This window comes from Eubacterium sp. AF16-48 (genome assembly GCF_003479405.1).
Lineage (GTDB): Bacteria > Bacillota > Clostridia > Lachnospirales > Lachnospiraceae > Eubacterium_G > Eubacterium_G segne.
The window spans coordinates 110,510-132,812 of the sequence record NZ_QUHB01000005.1 but is presented as its reverse complement, the minus strand read 5'-3'; the positions used below and the strand labels follow the sequence as shown (position 1 = coordinate 132,812).

General features: G+C 35.8%; 20 protein-coding genes and 2 tRNA genes. 19 read left to right on the top strand and 3 right to left on the bottom strand.

From position 1 onward, the window contains the following. Window positions 1–19 precede the first annotated feature (19 nt). From DWW68_RS07605 to srtB, 3 genes are all read right to left on the bottom strand, one after another. Entirely contained in the window at window positions 20–547 is a 528-nt protein-coding gene (locus tag DWW68_RS07605; protein ID WP_158576837.1) for a X2-like carbohydrate binding domain-containing protein, read from the bottom strand. 72 nt (window positions 548–619) lie between these two features. Beyond that, window positions 620–1,906, bottom strand: coding sequence for an LCP family protein (locus DWW68_RS07600; protein WP_021952168.1), 1,287 nt, complete (start codon window positions 1,904–1,906; stop codon window positions 620–622). Further along, on the bottom strand, window positions 1,890–2,654 hold the full coding sequence (gene srtB / locus DWW68_RS07595; protein ID WP_158576835.1) for a class B sortase: 765 nt from the start codon (window positions 2,652–2,654) through the stop codon (window positions 1,890–1,892). Before srtB ends, DWW68_RS07600 begins: the two co-directional genes overlap by 17 nt. 153 nt (window positions 2,655–2,807) lie before the next feature. Here srtB and rpiB point away from each other — a divergent pair, with 153 nt between their 5' ends. The 19 genes from rpiB (at window position 2,808) to DWW68_RS07505 (ending at window position 22,300) form a co-directional block, all read left to right on the top strand. Continuing rightward, window positions 2,808–3,272, top strand: coding sequence for a ribose 5-phosphate isomerase B (gene rpiB / locus DWW68_RS07590; RefSeq protein ID WP_021952170.1), 465 nt, complete (start codon window positions 2,808–2,810; stop codon window positions 3,270–3,272). A gap of 149 nt (window positions 3,273–3,421) precedes the next feature. Next, window positions 3,422–5,008, top strand: a complete 1,587-nt coding sequence (locus DWW68_RS07585) for a transporter SSS family (RefSeq protein ID WP_021952171.1) — start codon at window positions 3,422–3,424, stop codon at window positions 5,006–5,008. A 318-nt stretch (window positions 5,009–5,326) separates the two neighbouring features. Then, entirely contained in the window at window positions 5,327–7,054 is a 1,728-nt protein-coding gene (iorA, locus tag DWW68_RS07580; protein WP_347497899.1) for an indolepyruvate ferredoxin oxidoreductase subunit alpha, read from the top strand. A gap of 2 nt (window positions 7,055–7,056) precedes the next feature. After that, window positions 7,057–7,629, top strand: coding sequence for an indolepyruvate oxidoreductase subunit beta (locus DWW68_RS07575; protein ID WP_021952173.1), 573 nt, complete (start codon window positions 7,057–7,059; stop codon window positions 7,627–7,629). 17 nt (window positions 7,630–7,646) lie between these two features. Next, complete coding sequence (locus tag DWW68_RS07570; protein ID WP_118589238.1) at window positions 7,647–8,480, top strand: amidohydrolase family protein; 834 nt, start codon at window positions 7,647–7,649, stop codon at window positions 8,478–8,480. A 66-nt stretch (window positions 8,481–8,546) separates the two neighbouring features. Then, complete coding sequence (locus DWW68_RS07565) at window positions 8,547–10,181, top strand: class I adenylate-forming enzyme family protein (protein ID WP_021952175.1); 1,635 nt, start codon at window positions 8,547–8,549, stop codon at window positions 10,179–10,181. Window positions 10,182–10,594: 413 nt separating this feature from the next. Continuing rightward, the gene (locus DWW68_RS07560) at window positions 10,595–11,128 is read left to right on the top strand and encodes a helix-turn-helix domain-containing protein (protein ID WP_118589239.1); all 534 of its coding nucleotides are present in this window, start codon (window positions 10,595–10,597) and stop codon (window positions 11,126–11,128) included. 108 nt (window positions 11,129–11,236) lie between these two features. Beyond that, window positions 11,237–12,280, top strand: a complete 1,044-nt coding sequence (potA, locus tag DWW68_RS07555; RefSeq protein WP_118589240.1) for a spermidine/putrescine ABC transporter ATP-binding protein — start codon at window positions 11,237–11,239, stop codon at window positions 12,278–12,280. A 9-nt stretch (window positions 12,281–12,289) separates the two neighbouring features. Next, a complete protein-coding gene (locus DWW68_RS07550; protein ID WP_021952178.1) occupies window positions 12,290–13,120 on the top strand; it encodes an ABC transporter permease in 831 nt (276 codons plus the stop codon). Further along, a complete protein-coding gene (locus DWW68_RS07545) occupies window positions 13,117–14,994 on the top strand; it encodes an extracellular solute-binding protein (protein ID WP_118589241.1) in 1,878 nt (625 codons plus the stop codon). Before DWW68_RS07550 ends, DWW68_RS07545 begins: the two co-directional genes overlap by 4 nt. Window positions 14,995–15,355: 361 nt before the next feature. Continuing rightward, on the top strand, window positions 15,356–16,888 hold the full coding sequence (gene dltA / locus DWW68_RS07540) for a D-alanine--poly(phosphoribitol) ligase subunit DltA (protein WP_118589242.1): 1,533 nt from the start codon (window positions 15,356–15,358) through the stop codon (window positions 16,886–16,888). After that, entirely contained in the window at window positions 16,888–18,033 is a 1,146-nt protein-coding gene (gene dltB / locus DWW68_RS07535; protein WP_118589243.1) for a D-alanyl-lipoteichoic acid biosynthesis protein DltB, read from the top strand. Before dltA ends, dltB begins: the two co-directional genes overlap by 1 nt. Window positions 18,034–18,073: 40 nt before the next feature. Then, window positions 18,074–18,304, top strand: coding sequence for a D-alanine--poly(phosphoribitol) ligase subunit DltC (dltC, locus tag DWW68_RS07530; RefSeq protein WP_021952182.1), 231 nt, complete (start codon window positions 18,074–18,076; stop codon window positions 18,302–18,304). A gap of 15 nt (window positions 18,305–18,319) precedes the next feature. Further along, on the top strand, window positions 18,320–19,492 hold the full coding sequence (gene dltD, locus DWW68_RS07525) for a D-alanyl-lipoteichoic acid biosynthesis protein DltD (protein WP_118589244.1): 1,173 nt from the start codon (window positions 18,320–18,322) through the stop codon (window positions 19,490–19,492). Then, a complete protein-coding gene (locus tag DWW68_RS13455) occupies window positions 19,452–19,613 on the top strand; it encodes a hypothetical protein (RefSeq protein ID WP_021952184.1) in 162 nt (53 codons plus the stop codon). Before dltD ends, DWW68_RS13455 begins: the two co-directional genes overlap by 41 nt. A gap of 83 nt (window positions 19,614–19,696) precedes the next feature. Beyond that, entirely contained in the window at window positions 19,697–20,293 is a 597-nt protein-coding gene (locus tag DWW68_RS07520) for a CDP-alcohol phosphatidyltransferase family protein (RefSeq protein ID WP_021952185.1), read from the top strand. A gap of 53 nt (window positions 20,294–20,346) precedes the next feature. Then, window positions 20,347–20,419 (top strand) — tRNA-Phe (locus DWW68_RS07515). Between the two features lie 8 nt (window positions 20,420–20,427). Beyond that, window positions 20,428–20,498, top strand: a tRNA-Gly gene (locus DWW68_RS07510). Between the two features lie 47 nt (window positions 20,499–20,545). Further along, window positions 20,546–22,300 (top strand): B12-binding domain-containing radical SAM protein, encoded by a 1,755-nt coding sequence (locus DWW68_RS07505; protein WP_118589245.1) that lies wholly within the window; start codon window positions 20,546–20,548, stop codon window positions 22,298–22,300. Window positions 22,301–22,303: the final 3 nt, after the last annotated feature.

The following is a 22,303-nucleotide window of genomic DNA, read 5'->3' as shown; positions in this document are numbered from 1 at the left end:
TGATTTAAGTATGAATCAATTATTCTGTAATTCTTTTTCTTCCTAAAAGCATAATTCCAAGGAATAAAGCTGAAATTAATGCTACAGGAATAAGAACATAATTGCCATTGTCAGCTGTCTTTGGTGAAACACTTTTATTGTTAGGTGCTACAGTTTCGCCGTTTTCAGAAATATAGAAATCGCAGCTTGCTGTACCTATACTTGTTTTAACTGTAAGTGTGTGTTTACCACATGAAAGACTTGCTAAAAAGTCAGCTGATAAAATAATTTTATTATTCTTTACAACATAATCTGATGCATCAAGTACCTTACCATCAACATAAATAGTTGTATTCTTATCAAGCTTAACGTTTGTTACAAAAGTAAGACCTTTCTTATCACCCTTTGACCAATTGCCATCCTTATCGCTAGCCGGTTTAACTGTAACAGTCTGTGATGTTGTCGGCTTGATAGGTTTCTCTGTTGGACTCGGAAGAGCAAAACAGTTAGCAGAAAAAGCAAATGTTAAAACTAAAGTAATAAACAAAGCAATAAACTTTCTTTTCATAAGTAGACCTCCCATATACAAAATTTGATACTATTAAGTAATTATACAATAAATCAACAAAAAAGCAACATATTAACGAGTTTTTATATAATAAATATCTAATATTTTCTCGAATAAATCAGTTTTATTGATTTTATACTCAGCAAACCGGTCATCTTTCTTCTCTACATACTTGCCTTTAATGGAAGTAATGTTAAGCCCGGAATAGTTAGTTGCCAGAGTCGATGCCAAATATACCATAATATTGGCATCTAAATTTGTTACTGTGTACTTTGATGAATCTTTGTACAATTTTAGCGGAACGTTAATATCTTTTTTTAATGATGGCAAAAGCTGACTGACAAAACTGTTAAGGTACAGCTTCTGGCAACTCATACGTCGTAGGTTGTCATCTAACAGATTTGTATTTCTGTATCTTACAAACTGTTCGGCAGTTTCACCTTTCAGAGTAATTTTTTGCCCTTTGGTGAAGGAGGAAAAGGTGTACTCAGGTGTTAACGTGACACCACCGATATCATCATTTAATATTTTAAGGGATGAAAAATCAATGGCGTAGTATGTATTAATTGGAATGTTGTAAATAAAACGTTCCACTGCCATAGCCTGATTTTTGGCACTTAATTCTTTTCCGTCTCCATATGCATAAGCAAGACATAACTGTTTAGTCGCCGTATCATAATAATTACCTTCACTGTCATATCTGCTGATATCAGTCATAATATCACGGTTAAGGGCTAAAACCTTAATTTTTCCGGTGGAAATATTATAGGTCATAAGATACAGGGCATCAGCTTGTCCTGCTGTAGATGGAACGGCATCATCTTTAAACTCATCATGGTCAACACCCATAAACAAAATACTTGCAATGTTACTGTTAAACTCGTAAGTGTGTCCCTTGTATTCTATGGTTTTGCCGTCGCCTTCAATATCGTCATAGTTAATATCCTCAGGAAGAGTAAGGGCAACTGCCTCATTTCCCAGTAAGGATTTTTTGCCTAAATAATGCATTACTCCAAAAGTAGTTAAAAGTGCAAGAATTAAAAATAAAATCACCAAGAGCAATATAACGAAGAATTTTTTCTTCCTGCTCCATTTTTTCTTTTTCTTAGAGCCACTTTTTCTACTAGAGGAGTGGCTATGATGATGGTGACCGGAATGATGCCCACTCCCTGGATGGTGGGAGCCACTGGAGTGATGTCCGCAACCTGAGTGGTGACTGCTGTGATGTTCGCCTTTGGAGGTAACCTGTTCATCTTCTAAATTAGTGGCACTATTACCTGAATCAGCCTGCTTATCATCTGAATAATCATCAGGCACTAATTCTATATTGCTATATAAATCGTTACTTTGTCTGCTCATCTTTAATTAATACTCCTTGTACTAAATATCGTGTGTTTGCGGCACCGTTAGTGCAGGTGCTAAGAGTCAGTACCTTACTGTCGGTGTTTAAATCCACCTTACGGGTATTTTTTGTAAGGGATTGTGGATTTTGGGTAGACTTTAAATATTTTTTAAATATCTTTTTATCTTCAAAATTAAATGAATTTAATATATGTCTGTCATCGTATACATACGCCGAATATATCTTATAGGTAAGTTTACGTTTTTCCGTATATATGTAAATAAATTTATTTTTTTTGAAAAATTTAGCATCTTCAAAACTGTGGAGAGTTTTAAACATAGAACCATTTTTCATGTTATGACCATAAATAACCGTCACAGGGTCAGAAAAATCCTTTCTGTTGGCACGCTCTGAAAAAATGGCACCGGCTATGTCAGGCTTCTTGTCTATGTTATGGTCTAGGTAAAGAGTGTCAGACTCATAAACTGAAGACTGAACAATGGGATAATCCACATTAGTGTTTGGAATGTAAATCCATGCGTATATATCATCGTTGGCTTTCTTAAGGGATGACCATTTAATACCATGATTATCAGCCATGGAATCACTTTCACTTTCCTTTGTTATAGTGGATGTTTCTTCAATATATTTATCAACATTGCCACCGTTGTCAAAAAAAATAGAGATTATTTTGTATCCGGAAAAAATCAATATGATTAGAAAAAAAACAAAAAAAATCCCCCAAAGAAGTTTTTTAATTTTCATATTTAAACAGCGCTCCCTCATTTAACATTGTATTGTATTAATAGTATATAACTTATGAAAAGAAAATCAAGCATTCCATTATGGATTTGACATATAATACCGTACTGGTTAAAATGAAAATACAAATATATTATTAAAAAAGAGGAAAATAAAATGAAAATTGGATTTGGATGCGACCATGCAGCAATTGATTTGAAAAATGAATTGTTGAAATATATGGAAGAAAAAGGATATGAATGTGTTGATTACGGAACTAATTACGATGAAAACGGTGAAATAATTAAATGCGATTATCCAAGTAAGGGTCAGGAAGTAGGAGAAGCAGTAGTTTCTAAGGAAGTTGATTACGGTGTACTTATTTGTGGAACGGGAATTGGAATATCCATGAGTGCCAATAAGGTTCCGGGAGTAAGAGCAGCTGTTTGCAGCGAGCCTTATTCAGCAAAGCTTACAAAACAGCATAATAATGCTAATATTATAGCTTTTGGTGCCCGTGTAGTTGGAACTGAACTGGCAAAGATGATTCTTGATGAGTTTTTCGGAACTGAATTTGAAGGCGGAAGACATGCAAGAAGGGTGGATATGATAACAGATATTGAAAAGAAATACAGTAAGTAGTTTAGGAACTGCCTGTTGACAAAACCAGTTGTTGACAAGCAGTTTCTTTTTTTATATAATTGCTTTACTACTTTAAAGCGTAACGGTTTAAAGTTCAACGCTTTAAAGCCACGGAAATATATTCACATAATAATTTGGAGGGAATTAAAATGACAACAGTTACATTATGTTCCATTATGCTGGTAGTGTTTTTTGCCATAATGATATTTGTGGGATTTTACACCAGAAGACACACAACAGATGTAAATGGATTTGTTCTTGGAGGACGTTCGGTAGGCCCATGGCTTACAGCATTTGCCTTTGGTACTTCATACTTTTCAGCGGTTATTTTCGTTGGATATGCAGGACAGTTTGGATGGAATTTTGGACTGGCTTCCACATGGGCAGGTCTTGGAAATGCCTTTATTGGTTCACTTCTTGCATGGAACGTATTAGGAAGAAGAACAAGAGTTATGACACAGCATATTGATGCAAAAACCATGCCTGATTTCTTTGGTAAGAGATTTAACTCAACACCACTTAAGGTGGCTGCATCAATTATAGTATTTATATTCTTAATTCCATATACATCATCATTGTATAACGGATTGTCCAGCTTGTTTGGTCTGGTTTTTGATATTCCATACTGGGTAGTTATTGCAGTAATGGCAGTGCTTACCGGTGTATATGTAATATTTGGCGGATATATGGCAACAGCCATTAATGATTTTATTCAGGGCATTATCATGCTGTTTGGTATATGTGCTGTTATAGGTGCAGTTCTTGTAGATAATGGCGGTTTGGTTAATGCAACAAAAAATCTTTCAGCTATCACAGGAGATGCAGGATGGCAGGGAGCTTATTCATCATTTTTAGGACCTGATCCATTGGCACTTTTGTTTGTAGTAGTCCTTACATCTCTTGGAACATGGGGACTTCCACAAATGGTAGGAAAATTTTATGCCATTAAAAGTGAAAAAGATATACATAAGGGAACTGTAATTTCTACAGTATTTGCCATTATTGTAGCCGGAGGCTGCTACTTCTTAGGTGGATTTGGAAGATTGTACAGTGATAAAATAACCATTAATGAAGCTACAGGAAAGCCTTTATTTGACACTATTATTCCTACCATGCTCTCTACATTACCTTCTATTGTAATTGCAGTGGTTATTGTACTTGTATTGTCTGCATCAATGTCAACCCTTTCTTCACTGGTACTTACATCAAGTTCAACATTTACTTTAGACGTTATAAAGCCGGCATGCAAAAAGGAAATTACAGAAAAGAAACAGGTTACGTTAATGAGATTACTTATTGTGTTCTTTATCCTTGTTTCAGCAGTTATAGCTATATTTAAGGATGCACATCCGGAAGTTACATTTATTGCACAGATGATGGGTGTTTCATGGGGAGCTCTTGCAGGGGCATTTTTGGCACCATTCCTTTATGGTTTATACTGGAAGGGCATTACGAAAACAGCTACAGTAGTTTGTTACATCTGGGGGTGCTCCATTGCAGTTATCCAGCTTATAATAACTTTGGCAGGAATAGATATTACAGGCTGGGGGACAGTTCTTGGTTATGTATTTAAGTCATCAATTAATTCAGGTGTTATAGCCATGGTAGGTGGACTTATAATCGTTCCTATAATCAGCCTGTTTACAAAGAAGCAAAGTGATAAGGAACTTGACGAAATCTTTGAATGTTACAATGAAAAAACAGAAACAACAGCTAAAGAGCATTTAAAGCAGTAGTAAATAATAGGATATGAGATTTTCTGATTTTTTAATAATAAGCAAATTTGAAATTAAATTAGCGGGAATGTGTGTCGCTATATCACTTATATTTTTGTTGTTGATAGCTGTGAAGATAGTAAAAGCTGTGGGAAATTTAATATACGTGATTCCCGCATTAGAAGGAATAGCCTTTTTACAGATATGGTCAACTTGATACATTGACTTATAATGCAGGATAAATTATAATTAAGTTTATTACTTTAAAGCAATAAAAAGTGTTATTGCGATACATTTATTCAAGAGAGGTAGGAGAAGATATTGAGCAAGCAGACTATTATGCTAGGTAACGAAGCTATTGCCCGTGGAGCTTATGAAGCCGGAGTTAAGGTAACATCAGCTTATCCGGGAACACCTAGTACAGAGATAAGTGAAAATATTGTTAAGTATGATGGGGTTTATGCAGAATGGGCACCTAATGAAAAGGTGGCAGCGGAAGTAGCCATAGGAGCATCCATGGCAGGCTGCAGATCTATGTGTATGATGAAAATGGTAGGTCTTAATGTGGCAGCAGACCCTCTTTACTCAGGAGCGTATATTGGAGTAAATGGTGGTATGGTGGTTGTTGTAGCCGATGACCCGGGTATTTACAGCTCACAGAATGAACAGGATACAAGAATGATTGGACGTGCTTCCATGATTCCGGTTATTGAACCGTCAGACAGTGAGGAAGCAAGGGTATTTACAAAGAGAGCTTATGAGTTATCAGAGGAATACGATACACCGATTATTTTAAGAACAACTACAAGAATTGCTCATTCCCAGGGTATTGTTAATTTAGAGGATAGAGTAGAGGTTGATGATAAGCCTTACGAGAGAAATATTGCAAAGAATGTTATGATGCCTGCTAATGCCATTAAACGTCACGTTTTTGTTGAACAGCGTATGAACAGAATGGCTGAGGATGCTAATACATTAGATATTAATAAAGTAGAATATAATGACACAAAAATAGGAATTATTACAAGTGGAATACCTTATCAGTATGTTAAGGAAGTTTTACCTGAGGCTTCAGTATTGAAGCTGGGATTGGTACATCCTCTTCCAAAGAAGCTTATAAAGGATTTTGCGTCAAAGGTTGACAGACTTGTAATTGTGGAAGAGCTTGAACCTGTAATTGAAGAACAGGTTAAGGCAATGGGCATTGAATGTGACGGCAAAAATTTATTTACAATTCAGGGCGAGTACAGTGCCAATATGTTAAGAGAGAAGATTTTAGGTGAAACAATTGAGGTTAAAGCTTCAAATGAGGCTCCTGCAAGACCACCTATTCTTTGTCCGGGATGCCCTCACAGAAGTACATATTCCGTTCTTAAGAAGTTAAGAATTCATGCGGCAGGTGACATTGGATGTTACACATTAGGTGCTGTAAACCCGTTGGCAGTAGTTGATACAACTCTTTGTATGGGCTCAAGTATTTCAACTCTTCACGGCATGGAGAAGGCAAAAGGAAAAGATTACATTAAAAACTGGGTAGCCGTAATTGGTGATTCTACATTCCTTCACACAGGTGTAAATTCACTTATGAACATGGTTTATAACAAGGCTACAGGTACAGTTATTATTTTGGATAATTCAACAACAGGAATGACAGGACATCAGGATCATCCGGCAACAGGAAAAACACTAGACGGTGAGCCGGCATATGCAGTTGATCTTGTGGATTTATGTCATGCATTGGGAGTTAAACATGTTGAAGTAGTTGATGCTTTTGATGTTGATAAATTAACCAAGGTAGTTAAGGAAGAAGTTGCAAGGGATGAGGTTTCAGTTATTATTTCCCAGTCACCATGTGCACTTCTTAAGTCATTTGTTCCTAAGGGAAAATGTTATACAATACCTGAAAAATGTGTTAAATGCGGACAGTGTTTAGTTCCGGGTTGTCCTGCCATGACTAAAAAGGAAGATGGAACAGTGGCAATTGACGGAACAATGTGTAACGGCTGTGGACTTTGCATGAGCAATTGTAAGTTTGGAGCTATAGAACTTAAAAAGAAAGGAGAATAATCATGGCAGAAACAAGGAATATTATGATAGTAGGCGTTGGTGGTCAGGGTACTCTCCTTACCAGCAGAATTTTAGGGGGAATTACAGTAGCCGCAGGATATGATGTAAAATTATCAGAAGTTCACGGAATGGCACAGCGTGGAGGAAGCGTTGTAACATATGTAAGATATGGAGAAAAGGTAGCAGAGCCTATAGTGGAGGAAGGTCAGGCAGATGTACTGATTGCTTTTGAAAGATTAGAGGCTTTAAGATATGCTCACTACTTAAAAAAGGATGGGGTTATTATTGTTAATGATCAGAGAATCGACCCTATGCCTGTAGTTACGGGAGTGGCAAAATATCCTGAAAATATTATTGAAAATCTGTCAAAGGAACATAAGGTTATTTCCGTTGATGCTCAGGCTGAAGCTTTAGCCATGGGCAATCCAAGGGTTTTCAACGTTATTATTTTAGGAGTTGCTGCAAAGAGAATGGACTTCCCGAAAGAACAGTGGATTGATGTAATTAAGAAAACTGTTCCACCAAAGACTATAGATATTAACGTGGCAGCTTTTGAGAGAGGCTACGAATTTTAAATAAGAAGGAATTTGAAATGATCATTGATATTCATACCCATACATTTCCGTACAAGATAGCAGCCAGAGCCATAGAGCATATGGAAGAGGATATCGTAAGAGGTCAGGGCTTTGAGGTTAAATGTGCCAGAATCCCTACGTTTCAGGGATTATCTGACAGCACTAAAAGTGCAGGAATTGATTTGTCAGTGGTTTGCCCTGTGGCAACTAATGTTACACAACCTGAAAAAATCAACGAATTGTCAGTTAAAGCCAATGAAAAAATGGATGAAACAAAGGTGTTTAACTTTGGTGCCATTCATCCCGACTGTGAGAATTACAAGGAAATCATAGATGATATTGCGTCTATGGAGCTTAAGGCAATTAAGCTTCATCCGGATTATCAACATGTATTTTTTGATGATGAGAGATATATAAGGCTCATTGATTATGCAGCAAATAAGGGTCTGGGAATAATAGTACACGCAGGAGAGGATGTAGGTCTTCCGGATACTATTCACTGCACACCGGATATGGTTCTTAATTTGTGGAAACATATTCAGCCGGAAAAACTTATTCTGGCACATATGGGTGGATGGAGATTATGGGATGAAGTGGAAGAAAAACTGGCAGGTCTTCCATTTTATATGGATACAGCAGTAGTCTTAAACAGAAGGTTCCCTGTAAGACTTGGCAATGAGCAGTTTGTGAGAATGGTGAGAAAACACGGTGCTGACAAAATACTGTTTGGAACCGACAGCCCATGGTACGACCAGAAACAGGCTTTGGAAGACTTTGACAATACAGGACTTAATGATGATGAAAAGAAACTGATTCTTGGAGAAAATGCCAAAAGACTGTTTGGATTCTAATGTTATTTAAATGGCTGTGCACCATTACAACTAAAGGGAAATAAAGAAAGAGAGAAGGATAAATAAATGCCTATCACAGAATTATTAGAGAGAAATGCCATACAATATGCAAATGATGTGGCTCTCGTGGAAATTAATCCTGATATAAAGGAGAAAAGGCGTGTTACATGGCGTGAGTACGAGTTAATCCAGCCGGATTTAAGTCAGCAGTACAGACGTGAAATAACATGGCATGTATTTAACGAAAAGGCTAACAGGGTAGCTAACCTGTTACTTAGCAGAGGCATAAGAAAAGGTGATAAAGTAGCAATTCTTATGATGAATTGCTTAGAGTGGCTGCCTATTTACTTTGGAATATTAAAAACAGGAGCATTGGCAGTGCCAATGAATTTCCGTTTTGACGAACATGAAATTAAATATTGTCTGGAGCTTTCAGAGACAGATGTTCTTTTCTTCGGGCCTGAATTTATTGGGCGTATAGAAGAAATTGTAGATGAAATAGATGAAAAGAGAATTTTGTTTTATGTAGGTGGGGATTGCCCTTCTTTTGCAGAAAATTATGATAATCTTGTTTCAAACTGTTCTTCATTGTCACCGGATATTAAAATTACCGATGAGGATGATGCGGCAATTTATTTTTCATCAGGAACAACAGGATTTCCGAAAGCTATTTTACATAATCACGAAAGCCTTATGCATGCGGCAAAGGTTGAACAGAATCATCACGGACAAACAAAGGATGACGTATTTTTGTGTATTCCGCCTCTTTATCATACAGGGGCAAAAATGCATTGGTTCGGTAGTCTTCTTACCGGTGGAAAAGCAGTTTTGTTAAAGGGTGTTACACCTAAAACTATTTTTGAAACAGTATCTAAAGAGCATTGTACTATTGTATGGCTTTTAGTGCCTTGGGCTCAGGATATTTTGCTGGCATTAGACAGAGGTGAGCTTAAAATCGAAGATTATGATTTGAAGCAGTGGAGACTTATGCATATTGGTGCTCAGCCTGTGCCTCAAAGTCTCATTAAGAGATGGAAGGAATATTTTCCACATCATCAGTACGACACCAACTATGGCTTAAGCGAATCAATTGGGCCGGGTTGTGTACATTTAGGTGTTGATAATATTGATAAGGTAGGAGCAATTGGTGTGCCGGGATATGGCTGGCAGGCTAAAATTGTTGACACTGAAGGTAATGAAGTTAATCAGGGAGACGTAGGGGAACTTATTGTTAAGGGCCCCGGGGTTATGACTTGTTACTACAACGATGAAAAAGCTACAGCTGAATGTCTTAAGGACGGATGGCTTTATACCGGAGACATGGCAGAAATGGATAAGGATGGCTTTATTTATCTTGTTGACAGAAAGAAGGACGTTATTATCAGTGGTGGTGAAAATATATATCCGGTACAGATAGAGAACTTCTTAAGCAAGCACCCTAAAATTAAGGATGTTGCCGTAATTGGACTGGCAGATGAGCGATTAGGGGAAATTTCAGCAGCCATTATTGAGTTAAATCCTGATACGGAATGTAGCGAAGAAGAAATAAATGAGTTCTGCAAGGAACTTCCAAGATATAAGAGACCTAGAAAGATTATTTTCGCCAAAGTACCTAGAAATGCTACAGGAAAGATTGAAAAGCCTAAGCTTAGGGAAATTTATCACAGCAAGAATCTGGTAGATGCACAGAACAGAGGCTAGTAGATGCTAGGTGTGCTGTAGTGATTAGACTATGGTGGTTGAATCGGAGCGGAAGCGTTATATGTCAAAAAGCAGTTGAATGTTTGAAAATGGACAATTCAACTGCTTTTTTGATGGCAAAATAACTTATTTTTCTGTGGGGGACGGTTGGAAAGTTTGAAAATGAAAAACCAACTGTCCAAAAGCAGTTGGAAGCACTAAAATTCCACGCAACTCTCCACAGGGTACCATTGAAAAACTTGAAAAGACAAATCCAACCGACCACACAATAATTTCACATCCCAAAAATAATTTCACATCCCACCACAATTATATTGACATTCCCACCATATTTTTATATAGTATTCTAGGGTTAGAAATACTAAACTTTTTGTTTAGTTTATGAAAACTAAGGAAGGTAATTAAGTTATATAATGGATATAGGAAGCAAAATAAAAGAATTAAGAATTGCCAACGGGCTGACACAGGAAGAATTGGCAGACAGGTCAGAATTGTCAAAGGGATTTATTTCACAAATGGAGAATAATCTCACATCCCCATCTATTGCCACATTAATAGATGTGTTGCAGTGTTTAGGCACGGATTTAAAGCATTTTTTTAGTGACGATGAGGACAAGCAGATAGTTTTCTCAAAGGAAGATTATTTTGAAAAAACAGATGAAGAGTTAAAAAATAATATTCAGTGGATAATACCAAATGCCCAGAAAAACATAATGGAGCCTATACTTCTTACATTAGAAGCAGGTGGAGCTACATACCCGGATAATCCCCATGAGGGAGAAGAGTTTGGGTATGTGTTGTCAGGAACGGTGCAGATAGTTTTGGGAAACCGTTCATTTAAGGCAAAAAAAGGTGAATCATTTTACTACGAGGCAAAATATAAGCATTATCTTAAATCAAAAAACGGTGCAAAAGTGTTGTGGATAAGCAGTCCACCAAGTTTTTAGATGAAAGTTTTTAGATAAAGGTTTTTAGATAAAGGTTTTTAGATGAAATCTTTGAATAATCAGCCGGCTAATGAAAAGACGACAATACTATTAAAAAAGGAGGCAAAAATGGGAAATACAATTATTGAACTTAAGAATATTTCAAAAAACTTTGGGGAACAACAGGTTTTAAGAGGAATTGACTTAAATATCTATGAAAATGAATTTCTTACACTTTTAGGGCCAAGTGGTTGCGGAAAAACCACAATTCTCAGAATAATAGGCGGTTTTGAAGAGCCAAGTAACGGACAGGTGTTAGTAAGTGGTAAGGATATCTCAAAGATTCCACCATATAAAAGAGAAATCAACACTGTATTCCAGAAATATGCCCTTTTTCCATTTTTAAATGTGTACGACAATATAGCTTTCGGTCTTAATTTAAAAAAGACAGACAAAAATATAATAGATAAAAAAGTGAAGAGAATGCTTGAATTAGTAGGTCTTAAAGGATATGAGAAAAGGGATGTAACAAGCCTTTCAGGAGGGCAGCAGCAAAGAGTTGCCATTGCAAGGGCTTTGGTTAATGAACCAAAGATTTTACTTCTTGATGAGCCACTAGGTGCCCTTGATGCGAAGCTTAGAAAGGATATGCAGACGGAGCTTAAAAAAATTCAAAAGGAAGTAGGCATAACCTTTATATTTGTAACTCACGACCAGGAGGAAGCTCTTACCATGTCTGATACAATAGTTGTAATGAACGACGGAGTTATTCAGCAGATAGGCACCCCCATTGATATTTACAACGAACCACAAAACAGATTTGTGGCGGAATTTATTGGAGAATCCAATATTATTGAAGGAAATATGATAAAGGACTGCCTTGTTAAGTTTGATGATGTAATGTGGGAATGTGTTGACAAGGGATTTAAGGATAACGAGGAAATTGAGGTAGTTTTAAGACCGGAAGATATGGATATAGTGGCACCGGAAGAGGGCAAAGTTGTAGGAAAGGTTGTGTCAAAAATTTTTAAAGGTGTTCATTATGAGTATCTGGTGCAGTGCAAATACAGAAATTATAAGGTGCATACTACGGAAAATATCGAGTTGGGAATTGAAATAGGTCTTACCATAGACCCTTATGATATTCAGGTTATGCACAAAATGGAAAATTAGGAGGTAGCTATGCAGCATTTCAAAGGACTGGTAAAGCCCTATGTGTTATGGTCGTTTTTGCTTATAGCACTTCCCCTTGTATTAGTTGTGCTATATTCCGTAACCACAGGGGATAATTCCCTTATTACGATACATTTTACATTAGATAATTTCAAAAAAATATCAGACCCGGTTTACCTTAATGTATTTGTAAAATCATTGGAAATGGGACTGATAACCACAGTGATATGCCTTGCTTTGGCGTATCCCATGGCATATATAATATCGAAATTTAATGATGAAATACAAAATATTTTAATACTTTTAGTTACAATTCCTATGTGGATTAACACCCTGCTTAGGACATATGCGTGGATTAGCCTTCTTTCAGACAACGGAATAGTGAATACGTTATTAAAAGCCATAGGACTTAATCCGGTAACTATGATGTACACCAATTTCTCGGTTATTATGGGATTGGTATGTGACCTGCTTCCCTTTATGGTTATACCTATTCATACGTCATTAGCCAAAATGGATCATTCATTGGTAGAAGCAGCAGGAGATTTGGGAGCAAATAAATTTCAGACCTTTACGAAGGTTATACTTAAGTTGTCCCTTCCTGGAGTTATAAGTGGTGTTACCATGGTATTTTTGTTATCCATATCATCATTCGTAATTCCGGTATTGTTAGGAGGACATCAGTTTGTATTAATTGGTAACCTTATTGAAAACCAGTTTATTTCCGTGGGAGACTGGAATTTCGGAAGTGCAATATCAGTTATTCTTGCAATAATAATATTGGCAATGATGGGATTAATGAAAAAGATTGATCCGGAAGAAAATGGAGGTGACAAATGAAAAAGAAAATCTCCATAGGCTCAAAATTATACATTACATTAATGTTTGTGTTTTTTTATCTGCCGATTTTGGTGACAATGTTTTTCTCATTTAACTCATCAAAATCCCTTACCAACTTTGCAGGATTTTCCCTTAGATGGTACAGGAAGCTTTTAACAGATAACAACATAATATCAGCAGTATACGTTTCCATAAGTATTGCGTTAATTGCCACGGTGGTATCCACCATTCTTGGAACAATAACAGCCATCGGTTTGTCAAAAAGCAGAAAAGTGCTTAAGGAATGGCTTCTTAACGTAAATAATATGCCCATAATGAATCCGGATATAGTTACGGCTATAGGACTGATGATTTTATTTACGTCAGTTAGAATGGAAAGAGGCTATATTACCATGCTTTTGGCACATATAGCATTTTGTACCCCTTACGTTATTATCAGTGTATATCCAAAAGTAAGAAGCATGGATCATAATCTGGCAGACGTGGCAATGGACTTAGGGGCAACACCATTTCAGGCATTAACAAAGGTAATTATTCCAATGTTAAAACCGGGAATTTATGCGGGAATGCTCCTTGCCTTTACAATGTCAATGGATGATTTTGTGGTTTCATACTTTGTAACAGGAAATGGGGTGTCAAACATTTCCATAGTTGTGTACAACATGTCAAAGAGAACCAACCCGACTATAAACGCACTGTCAACTCTTCTTATTTTACTTATTGTTGTGGTACTGGTGGTTATAAATGTAATACCTGCCATTTATAAGAAGAAAAGAGGGCAAAATGTTGAGAAGGCAAGTGCTGCAACAGGAGTGTGGAAGCGCGTGGTGGCAGTGGTTAGTGCCGTTGCGGTAGTAGGTGTTGCAGTATTTTGTGTAGTAAGATTTAACAATATAAGCAGCAGACCGGTACTTAGGGTTTTTAACAGCGGAGAATACGTTGACCCACAGTTAATAGACAGATTTGAGAAAGAGAACAACTGTGATGTTGTTTACGAAACCTTTGATTCTAACGAAACCATGTATACCAAAATTCAAAGCGGTGCGGAATATGATGTTATTATCCCTTCTGATTACATGGTTGAAAGGTTAATTAGCGAGGATTATCTTCAGAAGATAGATTGGAATCTTATAACCAACAAGGATAAGATTATTCCTTCCCTTCTTGAAAACAGCTTTGATAAAGGTAGTCAGTACGGCGTGCCATATTACTGGGGAACAGTAGGTATTGTCTATGACAAAACTAAGGTAGATGAGAAGGATTTAGCTGAGGGATGGGATATTTTAAAGAACAAAAAGTATAGCGGCAAAATTTATATGTATGACTCAGAAAGGGACTCCTTAATGGTGGCTCTTAAGGCACTGGGATATTCCATGAATACAGATAAAAAATCCCAGTTAGATGAGGCATACAATTGGCTGATAGACCAGCAGAAAACTATGAAACCGGTATATGTTGGAGATGATGTTATGGATAACATGATTTCCGGCAATAAAGATATGGCGGTTGTGTATTCCGGAGATGGTGCATATATAATTTCCGAAAATGAAAATATGGGATTTTTTGTACCAAATCAGGGTTCAAATGTGTGGATTGATGCAATGATTATTACTAAGAATTGCAAAAATACTGAATTAGCCCATAAATATATTAATTACTTTTTACAGGAGGATGTGGCTTTAGAAAATACAAGATATATTGGATATGACAGTGGTGTGAAGTCTGTATACGAACATTTCAGGGATGATGAATATAAGGGAAATCCCGCATGTGCACCGGATACGTCTAATGAGAAGAATGAAGAATTTAAAGATAGAAAACAGGATATAAAGGAATACTGTGCAAGTCTTTGGACTAAGGTTAAATCACATTAGTAAAGTATAGGGAAAAATTAGTAATTCATAAGTTTAAAATAATAAATGTCTTATTAAGAAGTAGTTAAAATGATTATCTATCTTTTAATAAGGCATTTTTTATGGAATTAATTACAAATCAAGGGACAAAACAGCTTATATCATACACTTAAATATATGACAGTTTGCAGAAAATCTTAATAATTGTATAGAAATCTTAATAATTGTATAGAAATCTTAATAAAAAAACACTTGTAATTAATATGTATAAGTTGTATAGTTTGTATTAGCCAAGATAGTACAATTGTATCACAATTGTATCATCATTGAAAAAACTTACCTTTTTTAAGGCACAAATATATTTTACAAAGGGATTAGTGATATGAATATTTTAAAAAAAATTAAAAGATTTGCAACAGAAAATGGAGACAGGATAGCTATTAAAAGTGACGATTCCTGTCTTTCTTATGGTCAGCTGGATGCTTATTCAGATAAGCTTGCTACATGGATATATAGAAATTATGGTGATACTAAAACACCTGTAATTGTATACGGACATAAAAATCCATATATGATTGTGTGCTTTCTTGCATGTGTTAAGGCAGGAAAGGCATATTGTCCCCAGGACATTTCAATTCCTGACACAAGGGTTGAGGCAACAGTGGAGTGTGTTGAGCCTGAGGTTATTTTTCAGGTGGAGGGAGACATCACACTAGATAATGAAAATGTAATAAATTTAGACAAGATAAAGGAAATTATAGAGAAGGAAGAAGAAACTGCCAAGGTGGAAAATTGGGTAAAGCCGGATGATACATATTATATTATTTTCACATCCGGCAGCACAGGAAAGCCAAAGGGAGTTCAGATTACCTTTGACTGCCTTAACAATTATTTAGACTGGTCTGTTACATTATGCGGCGAGGTAAAGGAAAATGAAATATTTAACTTTGGTAATCAGGCACCGTTTTCCTTTGATTTATCAGTAATGGATTTGTACACCTGTTTAGCTTTAGGTGGAACCCTTCATACATTAACAAAGAAAATGCAGGAAGATTACAATGCAATGTTTAATCATTTTGAAGAGGCGAATCTCAATGTGTGGGTTTCAACGCCGTCCTTTGCAGATATGTGTTTAGCAGATAAGAAATTCTGTAGCACAATGATGCCGAATCTTAAAGTATTTTTATTTTGTGGAGAGGTGCTTACAACATCCACTACAAAGAAATTGCAGGAGAGATTTCCGGATGTAAAAATTATTAACACATATGGGCCTACAGAATCTACTGTAGCAGTATCAGATGTGCTGATTACACCTGAATTGTTAGAAGAAACCATGGCTAAAGGAAAATCACTTCCGGTAGGACATGAGAAGAAAGGCACATGGCTTGAAATACATGACGAACAGGGAAACAGCCTTCCTGAAGGCGAGCAGGGAGAAATTATTATAATAGGTGATACTGTAAGTACAGGATATTTTAAAAGAGATGACCTTACCGAAAAAGCCTTTTTCACCTGTGAAAGAGAAGGAAAAATGTATCGTGGATACCATACGGGAGATGCAGGATACAAGATTGGCGGACAGCTTTATTACAATGGAAGAATTGATCTTCAGGTAAAATTAAACGGATATAGAATTGAAGTGGAAGATATTGAAAACAACATGTTAAGACTTCCTCAAATAAGCCATGCAGTGGTGTTACCTAATATGAAAGAAGGAAAAGTAAGAAGCCTTATAGCTTTTGTTACAGGAAATCTTGACGGAAAAACTCCAAGTGAGTTTGGAAGAGAGGTTAAAAAGCAGTTAAAGGAAATCCTTCCTGTGTATATGATACCTAAGAAGGTTAAATATGTTGAAGAAATACCAATGAACATTAATGGTAAGGCTGACAGAAAATATCTTGGAGGTCTTTTGTAATGAGTTTTTTTTCAGGAGAATTTTTTTTCACAATGTTAATACCGGTTTTGGTAATTGCCCTTATAATCGGACTTTGTGAAAAAACACTTAAGTGGTACGATATAGCAGTTTCTGTCCTGTTTATAACACTGGTGCTTACAGATACACCGGCAGCATTAATTTATTTTGTAATTTATTTCCTTATAGAACTTGCATTAGTTAAGATTTATGAGCAAATAAGAAAAAAAGGCAGGGTGCTGTGGATATACAGATTGTTTGTTTTTCTGACAATTGTACCCCTTGCGTTATGTAAACTAAATGAACTGGATGCCTTTAAGGGTCTTGGGTGGTTTCAGTTTATTGGAATATCATATTTAACTTTCAGAGTGGTTCAAATCATAATAGAAATGTATGACGGAGTTATAGAGCACATTTCTGTTTCAGATTTTACGGCATTTCTGATTTTCTTCCCAACATTCAGCTGTGGCCCCATTGACCGAAGCAGAAGATTTGAGGGAGATATACAGAAAGCCTATAAGAGAAGCGAATATCTTGAATTATTTGGAAAAGGATTGGAAAAATTCTTTGTGGGTATTGTATATAAATTTGTGTTGGCAGACCTGGCTTACAAGGTTATGATGCAGGTGGTAGAGCCTACGGTATTAAATGAAATTGCTTATGCATACACCTATGGAATATATATGTTTTTTGATTTCGCAGGCTACAGCCTTATGGCAGTGGGATGCGGATATATGCTGGGAGTTAAGGTGCCGGACAACTTTAACAAGCCTTTTATAAGTAAGGATATGAAGGATTTCTGGGCAAGGTGGCATATATCTTTGTCAGAGTGGTTCAGGGATTTTATATTTACCAGATTTATTATTTCATCCACAAAGAAAAAGCGTTTTAAAACCAGACTGACAACAGCCTCAGTGGGCTTCATTATAAATATGTTTGTTATGGGTGTGTGGCACGGACTTAGCCTGTGTTACATAGTATATGGTTTGTACCATGGAATACTTTTGGCACTGACGGAAATTTATCAGAAGAAATCAAAATTCTATAAGAGAAATAAAAAGAAAAAATGGTATTGTGTTCTGTCATGGGCAGTGACAATTAATCTTGTGATGTTTGGATTCCTGATATTCTCAGGACATCTTATATAAATATAAATAAAAAGTTTTAGAGTTAGAAAGGACATGTGAAATGAAAGAGAAAGTTTTAGATTTATTAGAAGAAGTATGTGACGATGATGTAGTAAGAGAAGATTTAGATATGGATTTATTTGAGGAAGAACTTATGGATTCATTAGCATTTGCTGAGTTGTTAGCTATGATTGAAGATGAACTTGGGGTAGTAATATCTCCATCAGAGGTAGTAAGAAGTCAGGTAAATACAGCAAACAAAATTATTGCTTTAGTAGAAGAAAAGAAATAACAGAGGTAGATTACAATGAAAAACATTAAGGCAATGGGAATTGCATTTATTATGTTTTTAGTTACCATAACCGGGGTAGGAATTGCCACAAAAAACGGCATACCTGCCTACAACATAAGATATGGGACATGGATTAGCACCACAAAATTTGGGTGCAATGACGGAATGAAAAAATTAGTAGATAACGATAATGTTTTTGCTGTTTTTGGTTCGTCGGAATTAAAACACTGTCAACGCTCAGGTTTCCATGCCGACAGCATTTATAAAAACAGTGACATAAAGCCGGTGTTTATTGGAAAGGGCGGTTTTCAAAGCTTAGGACATGCCATAATTCTAGGCTCCATAGGTCAGGAACTTAAAGGAAAAAAGGTGGTAATAAGTGTATCACCTCAATGGTTTAAGTCATATGGTTTCAGAAAGGATGCCTTTGGCTCAATGTATTCAGAAACCAATATGATAGCATTTCTTAAAAATAAAGAAATTAGTGACGAAACAAAGGACTACGTCATTAAGAGAATAAAGGAACTGACAGACGAAAATCCTACAATGTGGAAAAACATTAGGCAGGACATAAAATGGTACAGGGATAATAACGGAAATGTTATTGATACAGTAAGAAAAAATGTTCACAGTGCACTGGCTAATTACAAGGCAGATACAAAGCTATACATTGCATCTGTTGTAAAGGGGTACAATAATGACACCAATGAGGGTGGAAAAGACCGGATAACCCATTGGAATAAATTATACAAAAAGGCGGTAAAGCGTGGTGAGAAGAAATCAGGTCATAACCGTTTTGGAATGAGTGACAGGATTTACAATAAAAATTACAAAGAGAAGGTAAAAAAGAAAGCATTTAAAGACCTGCAGTATACGTCAGATTCCATGGAATTTGACGACCTTAAATGTTTTATAGATATTTGCAGACAGGAAAATATAGATGTAATGATGGTTATGCAGCCCCTTAATGCCAAGTGGGCAGATTACACTAATTTCCCTAAGGCAAAGAGAGATGAACTTTATGGTGCAGTACGGAATTTTGCAAAAAATAATAATGTGAAATTAGCTGATTTAACATCCATGGAATATGATGATTATATGTTTGAGGATGATAGTCATCTGGCATTGAAAGGACTGGTATATTTTAATGAGCAGATTTACAACTTTTATAAGCAGGATAAAAAATAATGACAAGGCAATGTTTGTGGGAAAAATAATATTTTTCTATGCCATATTTATGATAATCTGGGGATATTTCATTTTATCTCAGGATTCATCGGCACCGGCATTTATATATGAAGAATTTTAATTGTTAAATGCCGTGAGTATATTTGCCTTCAGGTTTTAAAATAGTAAAATTTGGTGTATACTATCTCCTGTGAGGTGAGTAAAATGGGAAAGAATTTTTGGCATGAATATTTTTCAATACCTAATATAATGGGATATTTTAGAATTGTATTAGTGGCGGTATATATGGTTTTATTTTATAATTCTCTATCAGGAGGCCCATATATACCGGTTATTCTTACTATCGTGCTGTCAGGAATTACAGATTTTTTTGACGGAAAAATAGCAAGAAGATTTAATATGGTTACGGATTGGGGCAAAATGCTTGACCCCATTGCCGATAAAATTACCTTAGGTGCCATTATTTTAAGTCTTTCTTTTAAATATAAAATAGTTGTGGCTATGGTTGTTTTATATATTATAAAAGAAGGCTTTATGGCAGTTGCCGGTATTGTATCCATTAAAAAAGGTAACAAAATAGAGGGAGCCATGTGGTATGGTAAGGTTTGTACTTTCGGAACATATGTAATACTTATAACATTATTGCTGTTTCCAAATCTCAAACTTACTTTTGTAAATATATTGGTTTTTGTAAATATGGTTATAATGGTATTTACATTAGTTAATTATATTTTTTATTATCACAGGATTTTCAAAAGCTTCCATGTGGAAACTAACGGAAATATGGAAACTTTTTCTTGACAAACATGAAGTTTTAGTGTAGGATTATTTTTGCGTGATGCGAGGTATCACAAGCCTGGTTAGCTCAGTTGGTAGAGCAGAGGACTGAAAATCCTCGTGTCTCTGGTTCGATTCCGGAACCAGGCAGTGAATATGCGGGTGTAGTTCAGTGGTAGAACACCAGCCTTCCAAGCTGGATATGTGGGTTCGATTCCCATCACCCGCTTTTTTTGTACCCAAAAATAAAACCTTTATTAACGCTAGGAGCCGGCTATGAAATATTTATTAGTGGCAGTTAATGCCAAATACATACATTCAAATCTTGCAGTATACAGTCTTAAAACCTACGGTGAAAAATACGGATTATCCCGGGGGAGAGACAATGTAGAAATCGAAATTGCAGAGTACACCATAAACCAATACAAAGAAGAGATAATAAGAGACATATATATGAGAAAACCTGATATCATAGGTTTTTCCTGCTATATATGGAACATAGTTTTAATTAAAGATGTTATAAAGGATTTTAAGAAAATCTGCCCTAATGTGAAAATATGGGTAGGAGGACCGGAAGTTTCCTACAATATGGAACAGGTACTTAGAGATAATGGAAGTATTGATTATGTAATGTATGGCGAGGGGGAAAAAATATTTAAGGAGGTAATAGAGGCATATAGCCGTAATTCCTTAGAAGAGAGCCTCTCCGATATAAAAGGTCTGGCGTACAGACAGGATGGAAACATTATAATTAATTCTCCTATGCCACTTATTGACATGTCCTCTATTCCTTTTACATATAATGATATGAAGGAGTTTGAAAATAAAATAATTTATTATGAAACCAGCAGGGGATGCCCGTTTTCCTGTAGTTATTGTTTGTCCTCAGTTGAGAAGAAATTAAGATTCAGGGACATTGACATTGTAAAAAAGGAACTTAAGTTTTTTATAGATAATAATACAAAGCAAGTTAAATTTGTTGACAGGACTTTTAACTGTAATCATAGTCATGCCATGGAAATATGGAAATTTATTCAGGAAAATGACAACGGCATTACCAATTTTCATTTTGAAATTGCAGCGGACATTATGACAAAAGAGGAAATAGAACTTATTTCAACTATGCGTCAGGGACTTATTCAGTTAGAAATCGGAGTTCAGTCAGTTAATTTAGATACATTGTCCGCAATAAACAGGAAAACAGCAATACAAAAAATTGCGGATGTTACAAAAAAGATAAAGTCCTATGGTAATATACATCAACATCTTGATTTAATAGCAGGACTTCCTTATGAAGATTATGAATCTTTTAAGCATTCTTTTAATGTAGTTTATGCCATGAAGCCCGACCAACTACAGTTAGGTTTCCTTAAGGTTCTTCACGGCTCGGAGATGGAGATGAGGGCATCAGAGTTTGGGATTGTTTACAGTGACAAACCACCTTATGAGGTTCTAAAAACTAAATGGATTGGATTTGATGAGATTTTAAAATTAAAGGCAGTGGAAAGTGTTGTGGAAATATACTACAACAGTTTTCAGTTTTCAAATACCATTAAATACTTGGAAAGCTGTTTTGAAAGTGCCTTTGATATGTTTTTTAAACTGGGAATGTTTTATAATGAAAAAAGCAGTAATGGTGAGAAGCATTCAAGAGTTGCCAGATACGAAATACTTCTTGAATTTATTAACCAATACCGTAAAAATACCGGTAAAAAATTGGGTATGTGGACAGATGAACTGTCATTTTCCCAGCTTTTAACCCTGGATTTTTATTTAAGGGAAAATGCAAAAAACAGACCGCCGTTTTCTCAGGATAATTCAAAGTATAAAAATATTATAAAGGACTTTTATAAGTCTGAAATGGCAAGGGAGAAGCTTCCCGGATACGAAGATTATGACAGCAGGCAGCTAGAGAGAATGACCCACATGGAAGTATTTAGCCTATGTGGGAAAAATATATATGTGCTGTTTGATTATGAAAACAGAAATGCATTAAGTAAAGAGGCAAAACTGCAAATAATTGATTTATAAGGA

Coding starts and splice junctions, on each gene's coding strand:
- DWW68_RS07605 (WP_158576837.1), bottom strand. CDS start 547: ATGAAAAGAAAGTTTATTGCTTTGTTTATTACTTTAGTTTTAACATTT.
- DWW68_RS07600 (WP_021952168.1), bottom strand. CDS start 1,906: ATGAGCAGACAAAGTAACGATTTATATAGCAATATAGAATTAGTGCCT.
- srtB (WP_158576835.1), bottom strand. CDS start 2,654: ATGAAAATTAAAAAACTTCTTTGGGGGATTTTTTTTGTTTTTTTTCTA.
- rpiB (WP_021952170.1), top strand. CDS start 2,808: ATGAAAATTGGATTTGGATGCGACCATGCAGCAATTGATTTGAAAAAT.
- DWW68_RS07585 (WP_021952171.1), top strand. CDS start 3,422: ATGACAACAGTTACATTATGTTCCATTATGCTGGTAGTGTTTTTTGCC.
- iorA (WP_347497899.1), top strand. CDS start 5,327: ATGCTAGGTAACGAAGCTATTGCCCGTGGAGCTTATGAAGCCGGAGTT.
- DWW68_RS07575 (WP_021952173.1), top strand. CDS start 7,057: ATGGCAGAAACAAGGAATATTATGATAGTAGGCGTTGGTGGTCAGGGT.
- DWW68_RS07570 (WP_118589238.1), top strand. CDS start 7,647: ATGATCATTGATATTCATACCCATACATTTCCGTACAAGATAGCAGCC.
- DWW68_RS07565 (WP_021952175.1), top strand. CDS start 8,547: ATGCCTATCACAGAATTATTAGAGAGAAATGCCATACAATATGCAAAT.
- DWW68_RS07560 (WP_118589239.1), top strand. CDS start 10,595: ATGGATATAGGAAGCAAAATAAAAGAATTAAGAATTGCCAACGGGCTG.
- potA (WP_118589240.1), top strand. CDS start 11,237: ATGGGAAATACAATTATTGAACTTAAGAATATTTCAAAAAACTTTGGG.
- DWW68_RS07550 (WP_021952178.1), top strand. CDS start 12,290: ATGCAGCATTTCAAAGGACTGGTAAAGCCCTATGTGTTATGGTCGTTT.
- DWW68_RS07545 (WP_118589241.1), top strand. CDS start 13,117: ATGAAAAAGAAAATCTCCATAGGCTCAAAATTATACATTACATTAATG.
- dltA (WP_118589242.1), top strand. CDS start 15,356: ATGAATATTTTAAAAAAAATTAAAAGATTTGCAACAGAAAATGGAGAC.
- dltB (WP_118589243.1), top strand. CDS start 16,888: ATGAGTTTTTTTTCAGGAGAATTTTTTTTCACAATGTTAATACCGGTT.
- dltC (WP_021952182.1), top strand. CDS start 18,074: ATGAAAGAGAAAGTTTTAGATTTATTAGAAGAAGTATGTGACGATGAT.
- dltD (WP_118589244.1), top strand. CDS start 18,320: ATGAAAAACATTAAGGCAATGGGAATTGCATTTATTATGTTTTTAGTT.
- DWW68_RS13455 (WP_021952184.1), top strand. CDS start 19,452: ATGAGCAGATTTACAACTTTTATAAGCAGGATAAAAAATAATGACAAG.
- DWW68_RS07520 (WP_021952185.1), top strand. CDS start 19,697: ATGGGAAAGAATTTTTGGCATGAATATTTTTCAATACCTAATATAATG.
- DWW68_RS07505 (WP_118589245.1), top strand. CDS start 20,546: ATGAAATATTTATTAGTGGCAGTTAATGCCAAATACATACATTCAAAT.